This window comes from Vibrio sp. 1CM24A (assembly GCF_023161725.1).
GTDB lineage: Bacteria > Pseudomonadota > Gammaproteobacteria > Enterobacterales > Vibrionaceae > Vibrio > Vibrio coralliirubri.
In genome coordinates this window covers 32,884-49,503 of record NZ_JALNTS010000011.1, presented here as the reverse complement: position 1 = coordinate 49,503, position 16,620 = coordinate 32,884, and the positions used below count along the sequence as shown (strand labels likewise).

The window sequence follows — 16,620 nt, the reverse complement described above, 5'->3', positions numbered from 1 at the left end:
CCCCAGTCAAATACTGACTGGGGCGGCTGAATCAGCCTAATCCAATAACGTGAAACAAAAGGTCTGAAAGATAGAACATCTTACCTCTGTACCCTACGAGATTTAATGTACAACAATTGCTCAGAAATGAAAACAACTTTTGTAGTTTTTTTTCATGAATGTTTTATTAAAACACCTAAATTCTTATTACGACTTAACTTTATTTGAGACAAAAAAAAGCCAGTGTTTGTGCACTGGCTCATACTAATTTGCTTATTAAGGTCAAAAACTGATTAGTGGGCTTGATCCCAGTTGTCACCGTGGCCAGCTTCCGCGACAAGCGGCACTTCTAGCTCTGCAGCGGATTCCATCAATTGTTGTACTTTACTTTCAATTTCGGCTAAAGATGACTCTTCCACTTCAAACACCAATTCATCGTGTACCTGCATAAGCAGTTTCACACGACCATCGCCTTCCGCTTGAATCCACTCATCCACCAACAACATCGCTTTCTTAATGATGTCTGCTGCCGTGCCTTGCATTGGCGCGTTGATCGCCGCGCGTTCAGCAGCCTTACGACGCATGCCATTACGAGATTGAATCTCAGGAAGGTGCAGACGACGACCGTAAATGGTTTCAACGAAGCCTTGCTCTGAAGCAGCGCTGCGTGTGTCTTCCATATACTGCATTACGCCAGGGTAACGCTCGAAGTAAGTATCCATGTAGTGCTGTGCTTCGCCACGAGGAATACCCAGTTGCTTAGCCAAGCCAAAGGCACTCATACCGTAGATCAGACCGAAGTTAACGGCTTTAGCACGACGACGCTGCTCAGTCGTTACCTGCTCAATATCAACACCAATGATCTCAGCAGCCGTTGCCGCGTGGATATCTTTGCCTTGTTGGAATGCTTCCAGAAGCGCTTTATCACCCGATAGGTGCGCCATGATACGCAATTCAATTTGAGAGTAATCGACCGCTAGAATCTTCCAACCATGTTGTGCAACGAATGCTTGGCGGATACGACGACCTTCTTCATTACGAATTGGGATGTTCTGTAGGTTTGGATCTGTTGAAGACAAACGACCCGTTGCTGTCACCGCTTGGTGATAAGACGTATGAACACGACCCGTTTCAGCGTTGATCATCTTCGGCAGTTTATCTGTGTAGGTAGACTTCAGTTTCGCAAGGCCACGATACTCAATGATCAGCTTAGGTAGTGGGTAATCAAGAGCCAGTTCTTGCAGCACTTCTTCGTTGGTTGAAGGTGCACCTGATGGCGTTTTCTTAATAACTGGCAGGCCCATTTTCTCAAACAGGATCGCTTGCAGCTGTTTTGGCGAGTTCATGTTGAACTCTTGCTCTGCAATCTCGTAGGCTTTCTGTTCTAACTCATCCAGACGAACCGCAATCTCTTGCGATTGAGCGCCCAGCAACATGTCATCGATGAATACGCCAGTACGTTCAATGCGAGACATTACAGGGATCAGGGGTACTTCGATTTCTTCATAGATGGCTTTTAGCTTTTCATCTTGCTCAATGTTTTCCATCAAACGGTTATGAAGACGTAGTGTCACGTCAGCATCTTCTGCTGCGTATGGAGACGCTTCACCCAGCTCAATCTGGTTGAAAGTAAGCTGTTTCTTACCTTTACCTGCGATTTGCTCAAATGAGATGCAGCTGTGCTGAAGGAAACGCAGCGCTAGGCTGTCCATATCATGCTTGCCACCTACGCTATTGAAAACGTAAGACGCCAACATGGTGTCGTGTTTGATGCCTTTCATCTCGATACCGTAGCGCGCTAGCACACTCATATCGTACTTCAGGTTCTGACCTACTTTCGCTTGTGCATCATCTTCAAGAATCGGCTTAAGCTGTTCAAGTACCCAATCACGATCCAACTGCTGCGGTGCATCTAGGTAATCATGGGCAACCGGTACGTAAGCGGCAACGCCTTCTTCAGTCGCGAATGACAGGCCAACGAGGTTCGCCACCATGTAATCTAGGCTGTCGGTCTCAGTATCGAAAGCAAATACTTCAGCCGCTTTCAGTTTCTCTAGCCAAACATTGAATGACGCTTCATCGAGGATGGTTTCGTAGTTGCTGCGATCAATCGTCACGGCAGAGGTGTTCATTTCTACGGTAGAAGTGGTTGATGCCGTATTGCTGCGCACTGCGCCCGACTTTTCATCCGCCTCAACCACACCACTGCCACCTTCAAGTAGCTCGTTCAACCAAGACTTGAAGACCAGTTGACCATATAGCTTAATCAGCTCATCCGTGTTTGGTTGTGCTTTTACAAGCGACTCAGGTGTCTCTTCTAACTCGACGTCCAGCTTGATCGTTGCAAGCTCGTAAGACATCTCAGCGTTGTCTTTATTATCAATCAGCTTCTTAGCCATAGTTTTTGAACCACGGAAGCCAAGAGCGGCAATATCATCAAGGTTTTGATACAGCTTTTCGATGCTACCAATGCCTTGCAGCAGAGCGGTCGCTGTCTTGTCACCGACACCCGGAACACCAGGGATGTTATCGACTTTATCACCCATCAGCGCAAGGTAGTCGATGATCAGCTCTGGCGGAATGCCAAACTTCTCAATCACGCCTTCACGATCCATTACCACGTTGGTCATGGTGTTGATCAGAGTAACATTATCATCGACAAGCTGCGCCATATCTTTATCGCCAGTACTAATAAGCACAGGCATACCCATCGCAGAAGCTTGAGAAGCAAGCGTACCGATCACGTCATCCGCTTCAACGCCGGGAATAGAGATAAGTGGCAAACCCATTGCACGAATCACATTGTGCAAAGGCTCAATCTGGCAACGAAGATCATCAGGCATAGGTGGACGATTTGCCTTGTACTCTGGGTACATGTCATCACGGAACGTCTTTCCTTTCGCATCAAAAATTACCGCAATACGATCAGAAGCAAATTGACGCATCATGCTGCGCAGCATGTTAACTACACCGTAAACAGCGTTAGTTGGGATATCACCATTGCTCATTGTGCCAGGGTAAGCATGGAACGCGCGATATAGGTAAGAAGAGCCATCGATCAGAATCAATGGATTATCAGGAATACGAGCCATAATGTTTGTGTATCCAGTAAGTACAGAAATTATCTGTTAAGAATGCCACGTCTGTTGGTTGGATTCCACGTTGTCGATCTGTATCCGTTCACTCGGTTGTGTTCGTTATAATCGATTTGTTGTTATTTTTTGTTCTTAGACGCAAGCGTTCTGTGGATAACTCTGTTTATATTATTTATCCACCCTGTTGAGAACTAAGGTGAACAACTCAAAAAACACCAATAAACAATTGAAAATAAAGAATAATTTTACAGATCGAACAGATGATCAACGATCTTTTCTCGATCTTGCGTTGTGGAAAAGAATGCTGATGGCGTTTTATTCATAAAAATACGTGCCACTAAATATGCATCTTGTTGAAATGGTAGGTATAAAAAAAGCGACACCCGAAGATGTCGCCTAGCAAAAACCAGTAAAGCCATTCAAATTGAATACCACAGCTTTACCTAAAAGCTATAAATTACACTGGAAGCAATGTGAGCAATGTCGTGTCAAAAAGAACTTAGTACAAGTTCGCGAGAATTCTGTTGGGTAACCAAGTAGATACTTGAGTACTTAACATCCTTGTGAACATTTCCTCATTCCCTAAGACGAAGTTAATAATAATGATTCTCATTTAATAGTCAACAATTAAATGATAATAAATCTCATTTAATTTATAAACCGTTAACAGCAGTGCTTAAATTTGCTTCAAAAAATGGATTCTATGGTCATTAATGTCTTCTTTTTCTTCAAATCTTTCGATTAGGTAACCGTTTCTCAATAACAGGCGCAACATTGCAGGGAACTGGTTACGAGACTTAACCTTTAACTGTCTGTAGCCCTGCTCTTTCGCCCACTGTTCCTGAGCGTCTAATTGCACCTGTGCAACGCCTTTATTCCTCGCGAGCGGTGACACGCCACCAAACCAGCTGTAAAAAGTATCTTGCTCCAACTCATAGCCGATCTTAAAGCCAAGCAACACGCCAGCTTCTTCAGCCACTAAGATAAGGTTCTTTTTCCCTGCCAGTCGCTCTGATAGAGAAGCGACACTCTCTTTTTTAGCGAACTCAGAGATCTGCTCGACCACAGACACCACTTCTTCTAAAGAACCTTCACGTACGACAACTGACATCTTATTCATCCTCATAAACGAAAGGGCTGGCACAATGGCCAACCCTTTACTGATCACTTAAGTGAACTCTACACGATTACTTTTCTTTTAAGTGCTCTGCGGCTTGTGCATTGTCTTCTGCAAGCCACTCAGCCACATCTTTAGCGAAGTAAGTAAGAATGCCATCAGCACCAGCGCGCTTAAAGCACAGCAGTGATTCCATGACGGTTTCACGCTCTTTAAGCCAACCGTTTTGGATCGCTGCTTTGTGCATCGCATACTCACCAGACACTTGGTAGGCAAATGTCGGCGCTTGAAGTTCATGCTTCACACGGCGCACGATATCTAGGTAAGGCATGCCAGGCTTAACCATCACCATGTCCGCACCTTCATTAAGATCCATCGCGACTTCGTGAATCGCTTCATCGCTGTTCGCAGGATCCATCTGGTAGTTCTTCTTGTTACCACCTTTCAGGTTCGAAGCACTGCCGACTGCGTCGCGGAATGGGCCGTAGTAGCACGATGCATATTTTGCAGAGTACGCCATAATCTGAGTATGAATATGGCCCGCTTCTTCTAACGCTTCACGGATCTTACCAATGCGACCATCCATCATATCCGATGGGGCAACTACGTCAGCACCCGCTTCAGCGTGTGATAATGCTTGCTTGATCAAGACTTCAGTCGTCTCGTCATTCATCACGTAACCATCTTCATCGATGATGCCGTCTTGGCCGTGAGTAGTGAATGGGTCTAGTGCTACGTCAGTAATAACGCCAATGTTTGGCACATGCTCTTTTAGTAAACGTACAGCGCGCTGCACCAAACCTTCTGAGTTATGAGCTTCAGCTGCGCATAAACTTTTAGCATCTTGGTTCACGACTGGAAATAGAGCAATCGCAGGAACACCCAGTTTTGACAGGTAATCTGCTTCCTCGAGCATGTAATCGATCGACAAGCGTTCAACACCTGGCATTGACTCGACAGGCTCGCGGCGGTCTTTACCCATCAGGATAAACATTGGGTAGATTAGATCATCCACAGACAATTGATTTTCTGCCATTAGGCGACGGCTAAAGTCGTGCTTACGCATACGGCGCATACGGCGACCTGGGAATTGACCTTGAATTGAAACAGACACTAGATTCTCCTTGCCTAGTCTAAGCACCGAAATACTTAGATATGAAAAGTGCTAAATACAGGCAAAAGCATATCACTGATGGCTCAGGACGCTAGCAGTAAAATATGAAACCCACTCAAAAATAGGGATAAATGGCAAAAAATGACCTTCTCCTCACACTGCCGTATACTCATGACAACTCAGTAAAGACCGCTTTCAGGACAAAACAATGATCGACACCCATGCTCATATTTACGCGAGCGAATTTGATGAAGACCGCGAGCAAGTCGTACAGCGCGCACTGGCTCAAGGGATTGATACCATTCTATTGCCGAACATCGATTTAGAATCTATCGAGCCAATGTTAGCGACGGAAGCTCAGTTTCCTGATGTGTGCCGTTCAATGATGGGCTTACACCCTTGTTATGTGGATGCGAATATCGAGCAAACCCTCAAAACCATTCGAGCTTGGTTTGATAAGCATGACTTTATCGCCGTGGGTGAGATTGGTATCGACTTGTACTGGGATAAAACCTTCAAGGCTGAACAAGAGATGGCGTTTGTGACTCAACTACAGTGGGCAAAAGAGCTTGATCTACCCGTGGTGATCCACACTCGTGATTCCATTGAAGAGACACTTGCCCTACTTCGTAAAGAACAAGATGGCAGCTTACGCGGGGTATTTCACTGCTTTGGTAGCAGCTTAGAGGAAGCTCAAGCGATCAACGAGCTAGGCTTTCATTTAGGTTTAGGCGGCGTTTCGACCTTTAAGAATTCAGGGATGGACAAGGTGATCCCACATCTCGATATGGATTACGTCATCCTAGAGACAGATTGCCCATATTTAGCACCAACACCGAATCGCGGTAAACGCAATGAACCAGCCTACACAGAATTAGTAGCAAAACGCATCGCCGAATTACGCGGAATTCCCCTTGAAGAAGTCGAAAACATAACCACCACAAATGCTAAGGCATTGTTTAATTTATGATAAATCTATTAATAAGTAATTATTACGGATTTCTCCTGAATTTATTTGAGAAAGCTAAGTGACATGTATAGTATCAACCACCTGCATATGGAGGTAGTTGATTATGTGTGACCATTCACAACACTTACAACGTCAACATCGAACCCTATGGCATAAAATTTTGGGCATCAAAGAGCTCTATATATGTCAGAACTGTGGCTATCAGTTAAAGATTCGATAAACAGACATAATAAAAAAGCGGCCCTAGGCCGCTTTTTTATTATGTGATTTTTACTGAAGCATTCCGAATCAAGATTCAGCTTCTTCCTCTTCATCCGCATCTGGCTTACGCGTATAAAAACGTGCGAAGAACAGACCAATCTCAAACAGAATACACATTGGAATCGCCAACAGTGTTTGCGAGATCATATCAGGTGGTGTCAGCATCATACCAATGATGAAAGCACCCACAACAATGTAAGGACGCTTTTCAGACAGAGATTGAGGCGTTGTTGCACCCGTCCAACACAACAAGATAATCGCAACAGGCACTTCAAAGGCAATACCAAAAGCAAAGAACAGCGCGAGTACAAAATCAAGATAGCTTGAGATGTCGGTTGCGAACTCTACTCCCCCTAATGATATGGCTGTAAAAAAGCCAAATACCAACGGGAATACAATAAAGTAAGCGAACGCCACACCACAGTAAAACAGCAATGAACTTGAAGCCAATAGCGGCATGATCAAGCGTTTTTCATGCTTGTATAAGCCCGGAGCAACAAAAGCCCACACCTGATACAAAATAAACGGAACCGCGAGGAATATAGACGCGATCAAGGTTAATTTCAGCGGTGTGAAAAATGGCGATGCAACATCGGTTGCGATCATCGTCGCCCCTTCCGGTAGACGATCTACCAAAGGTGCTGATACGAATTCATAAATATCATTAGCAAAATAAATTAGCCCGACAAATATCACTAGCACCGCGACAATCGCACGTAGTAGGCGATTACGTAGTTCTAGAAGGTGGCTAATTAAAGGCTGTGTCTGCTCAGTCGAAGACATGTCAAACCTCTTAAACAGGAAGATCGAAAAGGAGCCGCGCGTGTATCTATCCAGTTGAATTGGTATCCACTTGAATAGTTATTTACTTGAATAGCTATCTATTTAAACATCTAGCGACTCAAGTATCCGGCGACTCCTCCTTGCGAGACTATTCGGCTTTCTTATCTGACGGTGCTGAAGCTTCGCTGTTGACCTGAATGGTTTCAGATTCCACAGTTTCCGTGACACTAGGTTTAGTCTCACTTGGCTTATCAGACTCAGGCTTAGCATACGGACGTTGAACCTCAGCAGCGGCCTGCTTGAGTTCATCGACTGACGCTTTAAGGTCTGGAGATAAATCTTCCATACCCATTTTTTCCGCCTTGCGTAGGTTTTCTTGCAGCTCTTGCACCTTAAGCTCATGAGAAAGTTCATCTTTCACACTGTTTGCCATGCTTTTCGCTTGTCCAACAAACTTGGAAATACTGCGAATCGCCACGGGCAAACGCTCAGGCCCTAAAACCACTAACCCAACGACAGATATTAATACCAGTTCCCAAAAACCGATATCAAACACGATTTACGCCTGCTCTTTGTCTTTCTTTGTTTCAGCAGTTGTTTCAGCGTGAGCTTCTGTCTTCTGCTGTTCAATATTCTTTGGTTCGAAGTCTGCATCTTTCTTATCTGCAGGCTTGTCTTCATCGCTCATCGCTTTTTTGAAGCCTTTAACCGCTGAACCTAAGTCACCACCCATACCGCGCAGTTTCTTTGTTCCGAATAGCAAAATTACAATTACAGCAATGATTAGAAGTTGCCAAATACTGATACCACCCATTGTCATTGTCCTCGGGTCTGTCTACACATAAAAATATTAAGAGAGTCTACTGTCTAACGACGGTAAGCTCGCCAACTAAGCAACCAAAATGTGACACCTGCGATGCCACAGCCCATAGATAGCTGCTCATAAGGGCTTGAAACTAATATTGCGGAGCATACGACTAAAGTGGCTCCAACGCCAAACAAAAACTTTCCAGTTGCTTGCTGACGCTTACTATCTCGGTAGCCTTGATAAAGCTGATCCATTCTGTGGTTCATCGCTTTACCTTGGCGCAAGCTGTCATAAAGTAGCTCTGGCAGCTCTGGCAGTTTTTCTGCCCAGAATGGCGCGCGCTCTTTTACTGCGTTGATCACAGCTTGCGGCCCCACCTGATTCATCATCCAGGTTTCAAGGAAAGGCTTGGCGGTTGCCCACAAATCAAGTTGCGGATACAACTGACGACCTAGGCCTTCCACATACAACAAGGTCTTCTGCAGAAGTACCAACTGAGGCTGAACCTCCATGTTGAAACGTCTTGCTGTATTAAATAAGTTTAGCAACACATGGCCAAATGAGATCTCGCCAAGTGGTTTTGCAAAAATTGGCTCACACACCATACGGATCGCGAACTCAAAATCATTGACGTTAGTGTCGTGTGGCACCCACCCCGAATCCACATGTAGCTCAGCAACTTTACGGTAATCTCGATTGAAGAAAGCCAGCAAGTTCTCGGCTAAATAACGCTTGTCTTCGCTGTTGAGCGTGCCGACAATGCCGCAATCCAAACCAATCCACTGAGGGTTATCCGGATTTTCTGGATTAACGAATACGTTACCCGGGTGCATATCGGCATGGAAAAAGCTGTCTCGGAATACTTGAGTGAAGAATACCGTCACACCGCGTTCCGCGAGCAATTTCATGTTGGTGCCGTTGGCTTCTAGCGTCTCAATATCGGAGACTTGAATACCGTAGATACGCTCTGACACCATTAGGGTTTCGCTGCTTAGATCAGGGATAACCTCTGGAACATACAGCTCTTCACTGCCTTCAAAATTACGTCGTAGTTGAATGGCATTAGCTGCCTCGCGGCGCAGGTCGAGTTCATCAAGTAACGTTTTCTCGTACTCGTGAACGACCTCAACGGGTTTCAAACGACGTGCTTCAGGAAGCGACTTAGCGACTATACGCGCCATTCGGTGCATCAGTTTTAGATCTGCATCAATCACCGGGCGAATATCAGGTCGAATTACCTTCAGAACAATCTCGCGACCGCTCTCTTTAAGCTTTGCGGTATGCACCTGAGCAATAGAAGCAGAAGCCAGTGGCTCGATATCAAAGTCGGTAAACCAGTTGTCTAAACTGCCACCGACCGCCTTTTCCATATCTTGCTTAGCCAGTTGTCCATCAAACGGCGCAACTTGGTCTTGCAACAACGCCAACTGATCGGCGATATGAGGAGGGAACAGATCACGACGTGTCGACATCATCTGTCCAAACTTGATCCACACTGGGCCAAGTTCTTGCAGCGCAAGGCGCAAGCGATGACCCAACTCTTTATCTTGATGCTTGTTCTTGAGCCAAAACAGTGACTTTCGCGCCAACAAAGGGGCTTTAGTCAGTTGGTGTTCCGGCATCAACTCATCAAGGCCGTACTCCAACTGTACCTTGATAATATGATAAAGACGTTTCAGTTCTGCTGGGGTCATGCTTTCTCCAACAGAGCGTTCAACTTAGCTTCAAGACGAGCAGCGGAGCTTTTTACGTCATCAACTTGGTCGCAAAAGTGCGCGACTTCTAACGGTGCGGGTGCGATCTTCCACTCTTCAGTCAGAACTTGAGCAACATGGTTTTGATGCTTAGTCGCCTGTTTTGTCACAAAGCCACCGACGTTTTTAACGCCTTGCACCAAGGTATGCGCAACCACATCGCCCGTTACGCGCGATAACCACTCTTCCAAATCAGGCTTGCAGTCTGTCATCAGCTGAGCAAATTTCTGTGCCAGTTGAATATCACCCTCTAAGATCAGCTTATCTTGCTTGATCAGCTTGGTGATGTTCGATTGCTCACGCAATTCCGGTAACACCGATAAATTCAAAGATAGGTAGCAATCAGGCTGCCCTTCGTATTCCGACAACACATCGATTTGTTGGCTGAAAACGAAAGTGAGTGTTTTATTCAACTCTTTCAAATTAACTTGAATGATCTGCCCCTTTAAACGAGACAAACGACGAACCAAGGCTGGATCATCGTTCACGAAAGTATTTAAAGAGGTTTCAATAACCGCGGTTACCAATGGATCAAATGGCATGACTGTCCTTACCTTTGAAAACGGATAAGCCTTAACCTATCCGTTCTGTCTTTATTCTTATTGTTTAGCACGCCCTACGAGCCTGCTACCAAGTTCGACTAGAACTTGTAACCGCGGTGCAGCGCAACAATGCCGCCCGTTAGGTTGAAGTATTTAGTATTCTCGAAACCCGCTTCCTGCATCATGCCTTCCAAGGTTTCTTGGTTAGGGTGCATGCGGATAGATTCTGCAAGGTAACGATAGCTGTCTGCATCGTTAGCAATCAGCTCACCCATTTTTGGCAACAGATGGAAAGAGTAGGCATCGTAAACCTTTGATAGTGGCTCAAGTACTGGCTTAGAAAACTCAAGAACCAACAAACGACCACCCGGCTTAAGCACGCGGTACATTGAACGTAGCGCTTGGTCTTTGTCGGTGACATTACGCAGACAGAAGCTGATGGTAATGCAATCGAAGTAGTTGTCAGGGAAAGGCAACTCTTCAGCGTTTGCTTGAACGTAATGTACGTTGCCAACAATACCGCTATCACGCAGCTTATCACGGCCAACATTCAGCATTGAGTTGTTGATATCAGCAAGAACCACGTGGCCTTTTTCACCAACGATACGCGAGAACTTCGCAGTCAGGTCACCGGTACCACCACCAAGGTCTAGGATACGTTGACCCGGGCGAACGCCACTGCAATCAATCGTGAATCGCTTCCACAAACGGTGAACACCACCCGACATTAAGTCATTCATGATGTCGTATTTAGCGGCTACAGAGTGAAATACCTCTGCTACTTTCGCGACTTTTTCGTCTTTTGCGACTGTTTCGAAACCAAAGTGTGTGGTTTCTGACTCTACTGCTGAATTTGTCTGCACGCTTGTGTCCATAATGCTGTTATCTACCATGGTAAGTTCTCATCGACAGCGCTCTTTGTATTTAGAGGCGCTGCGGCCGATTAGTTTACTTTATCCTCAGCAGGTTGTCTTTCTACTAAGGAGGCATTTTCTGAAAAAGCCTCATTTTGCGCCATTTCAGCCAAACCAATCGAGATCGGTTTCTTCACTTCAACACCCAATTGCTTGAAGCTTTCGGCCTGACGAATCACGTTGCCTCGCCCTGTCACTAGCTTATTCATCGCCCCTTGATAACTTTGGTTGGCTCTATCAAGTGAGCTGCCAAGGCCTTCCATATCATCAACAAACAGGCGCAGCTTGTCGTAAAGCTTGCTCGCACGTTCCGCGATAACTTGTGCGTTCTGGTTCTGTCTGTCGTTACGCCACAGGTTATCAATGGTACGCAGTGCCACCAGCAGAGTGGTTGGGCTGACCAAGATGATGTTTTGCTCCATCGCATCTTTCACCAAGCTAGGATCAGCCTGAATCGCCACTTGGAATGCTGGCTCAACCGGGATAAACATCAATACGTAATCCAGGCTCTGTATGCCTTTGAGCTGATGATAATCTTTCTGGCTCAAGCCTTTGATGTGCGCTCGCAATGACACCAAGTGATCACGCAATGCAGCATCGCGTTGCTGATCGGTTTCGGCATTGAAGTAGCGCTCAAATGCCACCAGCGCCATTTTTGAATCGACCACCACTTGCTTATCTTGTGGCAGATGCACGATCACATCCGGTTGGTAGCGCTTGCCCGCATCGTTTTGCAGGTTCACTTGCGTTTGGTATTCGTGACCTTCGCGCAACCCTGATTCAGCAAGCACCCGTGCCAATACCACTTCGCCCCAGTTACCTTGTTGTTTGTTATCGCCCTTTAGCGCTTGAGTCAGGTTCACCGCTTCACGTGTCATGCTCTCATTGAGACGTTGTAGGTTCTTAAGCTCATGCACCAAGGTGTGACGCTCTTTGGCCTCTTGGCTGAAGCTGTCGTTCACTTGTTTCTTGAAGCCTTCCAACTGCTCTCTTAGTGGAGACAACAAACCTTCTAAGCTCTGCTTATTCTGCTGATCGACCTTGGCGGTTTTGGTTTCAAACAATTGGTTCGCTAACAATTCAAACTGCTGCTTAAGTCGAGATTCGGCTTGTTCTAGTAGTTGCAGCTTTTCACTATTGGCGAGGTTTTCTTGGTCATGCCTTGCTTCTTGCTCGCGCAGCTCGGCTTCTAATTCAGACTTATGATCTTTAAGCATATTGATCTCATCAGCGTACTGCTGGCGCTCTTGCTTGACCGCCTCAAAGTAACGCAGCTTTTCCATCGCAGCCATCACCTTACCGTGCGCCTGCTTGAGCTCGAATGCCGCTTTGTCTCGATCATCATCTAACTCATTGAGTTCTTGTTGCGCCTCTGCGAGTGATGCTTTGAGCTGAGCTTGCTGAGATTCATGCAACAAACGATCGGACTCTAGCTGCTGCTCGAGCAATCGCTGCTGAAAAGAGAGCTTCTGTTTAATCCACCAACCCACGACACCGCCGCTGACGAGCGCGCCAGAAATTGCAGCAATAAGCGTTGCCTGATGTTCGATAATCCATTGCATGATAATGATTTAGCCTAATTGGAAATAACTCATTAAATGGTATTTTGATACTGGATAAATGTCCAGTTTGCCGTATTAAAATTCGACAGATAGACTAGGCGCTCCGTATTCTGTCCCATCAAATTAGAATGAGTTGCCATGAACGAACGTCGTGCCTTGGGCTTTGGCCTTTCCGCAGTACTGCTGTGGTCAACGGTCGCTACTGCTTTTAAGCTGACCCTTGCTGAGTTTTCACCTATTCAAATGCTGACTATCGCTAGCATTGTGTCGTCGATTGCGCTGATCGCAGTCTGCGCCTTTCAAGGCAAGCTTTCTCAACTGAGTACTACGTTTCTTTCAAACCCTTGGTATTACCTGCTGCTCGGCTTGGTTAACCCATTGGCCTATTACCTGATTCTATTCAAAGCCTACGACCTGCTGCCCGCCTCTCAAGCTCAAGCCATCAACTACAGCTGGGCTATCACACTAACCTTAATGGCGGCGGTTTTTCTGGGGCAAAAGATTCGCAAGCAAGATTGGATTGCGTGTACCTTCAGCTATGCGGGTGTGGTGGTTATTGCGACCAAAGGCGATGTATTAGGCATGCAGTTCGACAGCCCACTCGGTGTGGCGCTAGCGCTGCTTTCTACTCTACTTTGGGCAGGATATTGGATTCTCAACACCAAAAACAAGGCTGACCCAGTGGTTGGCGTGCTGCTTGGTTTCTTAGTGGCATTACCATTTGCGATCGGTTTAACCCTTTACGAAGGTGAAAGCTTTAGCCAAATTACGGCGAAGGGGTGGATGGCGGTGACTTACGTTGGTCTGTTCGAGATGGGCATTACCTTTGTATTATGGTTATCAGCACTCAAGCTAACCAACAATACGGCGCGTATCAGCAACCTGATTTTTGCCTCACCGTTTATTTCACTGATGCTGCTTTCAACCATCATTGGCGAAGAGATTCACCCAGCAACACTTTTTGGTTTGGTACTGATCATTGCTGGCTTAGTGATTCAACAGATCAAGTTTTCAAAAAACAAAGCTGTGTAAATAAGCGCTAAAAGATTCGATTGAGCACGAAAAGCTATCGATAAAGTCGAGTCTAGAGCTAGAGCACAATGTTAGATACAAAAATGGCGAGTCGTATGACTCGCCATTTTTATATAATTTAAAATCTAGTGAGTAAGCTAAAAGCTTAAACCCACTGACCCGCTGCAAAGCCAGAACTCCAACACCATTGGAAGTTATAACCACCAAGCCAGCCGGTTACATCCATCACTTCACCGATGAAGTAGAGGCCAGAGACACTCTTACATTCCATGGTTTTTGACGATAGGTGATTGGTGTCCACACCGCCTAGAGTTACTTCGGCCGTTCGGTAGCCTTCGGTGCCGTTTGGCGCGATTTTCCAGTTTTCTAGATACTCTACGATGTCATTCAGCTGTTTTTCATTGAACTGTTTAAGCGGCTTGTCTTCAAGCTCTTTACGGTCAATCAACACCTCCACAAAACGCTTCGGCAGTGCTTTCGCCAAGGTATTTTTCAGGCTCTGATTTGGGTGCTTCTCGCGAGAGTTAGCCAGCAGCTCAGCTACATCGACTTCAGGTACTAGATTAATCGAAACCGACTGACCCGCTTTCCAGAACGAAGAAATTTGCAGAACTGAAGGACCCGATAGGCCGCGGTGAGTAAACAGCAGTGCTTCTTTGAACAAGGTTCCGTCTTGCGCGGTGATCTCGGCAGGAATTGCGATACCAGAAAGCTCTGCGAAAGCTTCTTTATCTTCTTTATGCAGAGTGAATGGCACTAAGCCTGCGGTAGTTGGCATCACAGACAAACCAAATTGCTCGGCAATCTTGTAGCCAAATGGCGTTGCGCCCAGCTTAGGCATCGACAAACCACCTGTCGCTACAACCAATGAGTCACACTCAACTTCGTCAGTGTTGAGGTGCATCTTGAAGCCAGAATCAGTCTTTTCGATGGAGTGAACATCACAACGGTAGCGTTGTTCGATTTTCGCCTGCTTACACTCGTCAAGCAGCATACTCACGATGTCTTTTGCGGTATGGTCATTCACACAGAACAACTGGCCGTGGTCTCGCTCTTCGAACTCAATACCGTGCTTGCTCACCATCGAGATAAAATCCCAGTTGGTGTATTGAGATAAAGCTGACTTCACGAAGTGAGGGTTGTTACACAGGAAGTTGTTGGCTGAAACATCATAGTTAGTGAAGTTACAACGACCGCCACCTGAGATTAAAATTTTTCTGCCTGGTTTCTTTGCATGATCAACCACCAGCACTCGTCGGCCGCGTTTACCAGCTTCCGCAGCACACATTAAGCCTGCGGCGCCCGCACCAATTACGATTACATCAAATTTTTCACTCATGTGGTTCTGCTTTTCTTCACTTTTGCAGCCCGAGTACACCCTGTTCTCGAAATGCCATCAATAAAAAAGGATGTGCATAAACAGCACATCCTTACTAATTGCTCGCTATTTTAGCGGCAATTTTAAACTTTGCAATTGATGTTCAATTGTACAGTTTGCAGACAGCAGCAAAACCACTACTTGGCTTAACGAACCGACAACCAAGCTTCACACCAAAACCTAAGCTCTACTTCACACGTACTAAAAAACTTAGACGATGAAAGAAGACAGCAAGGTTACACCTAGCAGAGCAGAAGAGAGTATGAATAACTGTCTTACGCGATCGCACTTCGAAGTAAAAACTTCGTCATGATGATGGTGATACTCTTTGCTTTTGATGTAACTGAACAGGCGGACCTGTTTGGTCATATTGCCATGGGTTGTGAAAAAACCGCCTCCGTCTACTTGTTGATAAAGTAGAGGATGCGCTTCTCGCATAATATAAATGAGCGTTCTTAGCGCAGTAAAATAACGCGCCCAGTTCACGCAAGTCACAACCATTAGTGCAAATAGAATAGTGTCGCCGCTGATCATCCTTTCCTCCCTACATCTTCATAAGAAAACTCAAAAGAAAAAGATAATCAGTGTCTTTCTCGTACTACCTAAACGGCAGGAGCTTCCATAATTGAAGATGAACCATCTTTTGCCAATTGCGCTAGGTCTTTATCAATAAAGAACAGTGCTTTACCGTCTTCACCAACAAGTTCTAGCTTATCCAATACACCTTTAAACAACTTCTCTTCTTCGTGTTGCTCTGCAACGTACCATTGCAGGAAGTTGAAGGTTGAGTAGTCTTGTGTGCTGAAAGCAACGTGAGCCAGTTTGTTGATCTTTTCAGTAATCATCTGCTCATGTTCATAAGTTTCACGGAACACTGCGCCAAGGCTTTCGAATTCGTGTTTTGGTGCTTCAATCGCACCCAGAATTGGCATTGCACCTGTTTCGCTTACGTAAGTGAAAAGACGCTGCATATGTTCCATTTCTTCTACTGCATGAACACGCAGAAACTCTGCTGCACCTTCAAATCCTTTGTCTTCACACCAAGCACTCATTTGTAAGTATAGATTGGATGAGAAAAATTCTAGGTTAATTTGATCATTCAGTTGCTCAACCATAGTTTTTGACAGCATTTAAGACTCCTAATTACATCCTCAATTTTCTCTACTATATCACTATTTAATGAATATCTCGCAGGCCATTAGTTAACCAATATTTCGAGCTGTCATTACGCAAGACAGTGGATATGAGATCACTTCAGCAAAAAAAGCCATCGCATAGTGCTAATCTTTAAACAGACAATGAATAAAGGAG

Annotated in this window: 15 protein-coding genes; 2 read left to right on the top strand and 13 right to left on the bottom strand. The window is 45.5% G+C overall.

The window, feature by feature from the left end:
• Positions 1 to 272 precede the first annotated feature (272 nt).
• The 3 genes from polA to hemB all read right to left on the bottom strand — a co-directional run bounded on the left by polA (position 273) and on the right by hemB (position 5,305).
• Positions 273 to 3,071: a DNA polymerase I gene (gene polA / locus MSG38_RS21125; RefSeq protein ID WP_248402530.1), complete on the bottom strand. Its 2,799-nt coding sequence runs from the start codon at positions 3,069 to 3,071 to the stop codon at positions 273 to 275.
• A gap of 679 nt (positions 3,072 to 3,750) precedes the next feature.
• The gene (locus tag MSG38_RS21120) at positions 3,751 to 4,185 is read right to left on the bottom strand and encodes a GNAT family N-acetyltransferase (protein ID WP_248402529.1); all 435 of its coding nucleotides are present in this window, start codon (positions 4,183 to 4,185) and stop codon (positions 3,751 to 3,753) included.
• A 76-nt stretch (positions 4,186 to 4,261) separates the two neighbouring features.
• Positions 4,262 to 5,305 carry a porphobilinogen synthase gene (gene hemB / locus MSG38_RS21115; protein WP_017060158.1) on the bottom strand — a complete coding sequence of 348 codons (1,044 nt, stop codon included), beginning with the start codon at positions 5,303 to 5,305 and terminating at the stop codon, positions 4,262 to 4,264.
• Between the two features lie 208 nt (positions 5,306 to 5,513).
• On the opposite strand from hemB, the gene MSG38_RS21110 reads away from it, so the two are divergent.
• A complete protein-coding gene (locus MSG38_RS21110) occupies positions 5,514 to 6,275 on the top strand; it encodes a TatD family hydrolase (RefSeq protein WP_060983246.1) in 762 nt (253 codons plus the stop codon).
• 288 nt (positions 6,276 to 6,563) lie between these two features.
• On the opposite strand, the gene tatC is transcribed toward MSG38_RS21110, so the two are convergent.
• The 7 genes from tatC to rmuC all read right to left on the bottom strand — a co-directional run bounded on the left by tatC (position 6,564) and on the right by rmuC (position 12,899).
• Positions 6,564 to 7,319, bottom strand: coding sequence for a twin-arginine translocase subunit TatC (tatC, locus tag MSG38_RS21105; RefSeq protein ID WP_017060156.1), 756 nt, complete (start codon positions 7,317 to 7,319; stop codon positions 6,564 to 6,566).
• A gap of 148 nt (positions 7,320 to 7,467) precedes the next feature.
• The gene (tatB, locus tag MSG38_RS21100) at positions 7,468 to 7,875 is read right to left on the bottom strand and encodes a Sec-independent protein translocase protein TatB (protein WP_048612432.1); all 408 of its coding nucleotides are present in this window, start codon (positions 7,873 to 7,875) and stop codon (positions 7,468 to 7,470) included.
• 3 nt (positions 7,876 to 7,878) lie between these two features.
• Positions 7,879 to 8,133, bottom strand: a complete 255-nt coding sequence (gene tatA, locus MSG38_RS21095) for a Sec-independent protein translocase subunit TatA (RefSeq protein WP_017060154.1) — start codon at positions 8,131 to 8,133, stop codon at positions 7,879 to 7,881.
• Positions 8,134 to 8,186: 53 nt separating this feature from the next.
• Positions 8,187 to 9,821 (bottom strand): ubiquinone biosynthesis regulatory protein kinase UbiB, encoded by a 1,635-nt coding sequence (ubiB, locus tag MSG38_RS21090; protein WP_248402528.1) that lies wholly within the window; start codon positions 9,819 to 9,821, stop codon positions 8,187 to 8,189.
• Positions 9,818 to 10,423 (bottom strand): SCP2 domain-containing protein, encoded by a 606-nt coding sequence (locus tag MSG38_RS21085; RefSeq protein ID WP_050652011.1) that lies wholly within the window; start codon positions 10,421 to 10,423, stop codon positions 9,818 to 9,820. Before MSG38_RS21085 ends, ubiB begins: the two co-directional genes overlap by 4 nt.
• 98 nt (positions 10,424 to 10,521) lie before the next feature.
• On the bottom strand, positions 10,522 to 11,301 hold the full coding sequence (gene ubiE / locus MSG38_RS21080) for a bifunctional demethylmenaquinone methyltransferase/2-methoxy-6-polyprenyl-1,4-benzoquinol methylase UbiE (RefSeq protein WP_026012235.1): 780 nt from the start codon (positions 11,299 to 11,301) through the stop codon (positions 10,522 to 10,524).
• Between the two features lie 65 nt (positions 11,302 to 11,366).
• On the bottom strand, positions 11,367 to 12,899 hold the full coding sequence (gene rmuC / locus MSG38_RS21075) for a DNA recombination protein RmuC (protein WP_248402527.1): 1,533 nt from the start codon (positions 12,897 to 12,899) through the stop codon (positions 11,367 to 11,369).
• Positions 12,900 to 13,037: 138 nt separating this feature from the next.
• On the opposite strand from rmuC, the gene MSG38_RS21070 reads away from it, so the two are divergent.
• Positions 13,038 to 13,931 (top strand): DMT family transporter, encoded by an 894-nt coding sequence (locus MSG38_RS21070; RefSeq protein WP_048612429.1) that lies wholly within the window; start codon positions 13,038 to 13,040, stop codon positions 13,929 to 13,931.
• 145 nt (positions 13,932 to 14,076) lie between these two features.
• Here MSG38_RS21070 and MSG38_RS21065 read toward each other — a convergent pair whose 3' ends face one another.
• From MSG38_RS21065 to ftnA, 3 genes are all read right to left on the bottom strand, one after another.
• A complete protein-coding gene (locus MSG38_RS21065) occupies positions 14,077 to 15,270 on the bottom strand; it encodes an NAD(P)/FAD-dependent oxidoreductase (RefSeq protein WP_248402526.1) in 1,194 nt (397 codons plus the stop codon).
• Positions 15,271 to 15,519: 249 nt separating this feature from the next.
• The gene (uspB, locus tag MSG38_RS21060) at positions 15,520 to 15,843 is read right to left on the bottom strand and encodes a universal stress protein UspB (protein ID WP_009848060.1); all 324 of its coding nucleotides are present in this window, start codon (positions 15,841 to 15,843) and stop codon (positions 15,520 to 15,522) included.
• 68 nt (positions 15,844 to 15,911) lie between these two features.
• Complete coding sequence (ftnA, locus tag MSG38_RS21055) at positions 15,912 to 16,439, bottom strand: non-heme ferritin (RefSeq protein WP_017066029.1); 528 nt, start codon at positions 16,437 to 16,439, stop codon at positions 15,912 to 15,914.
• Positions 16,440 to 16,620 lie beyond the last annotated feature (181 nt).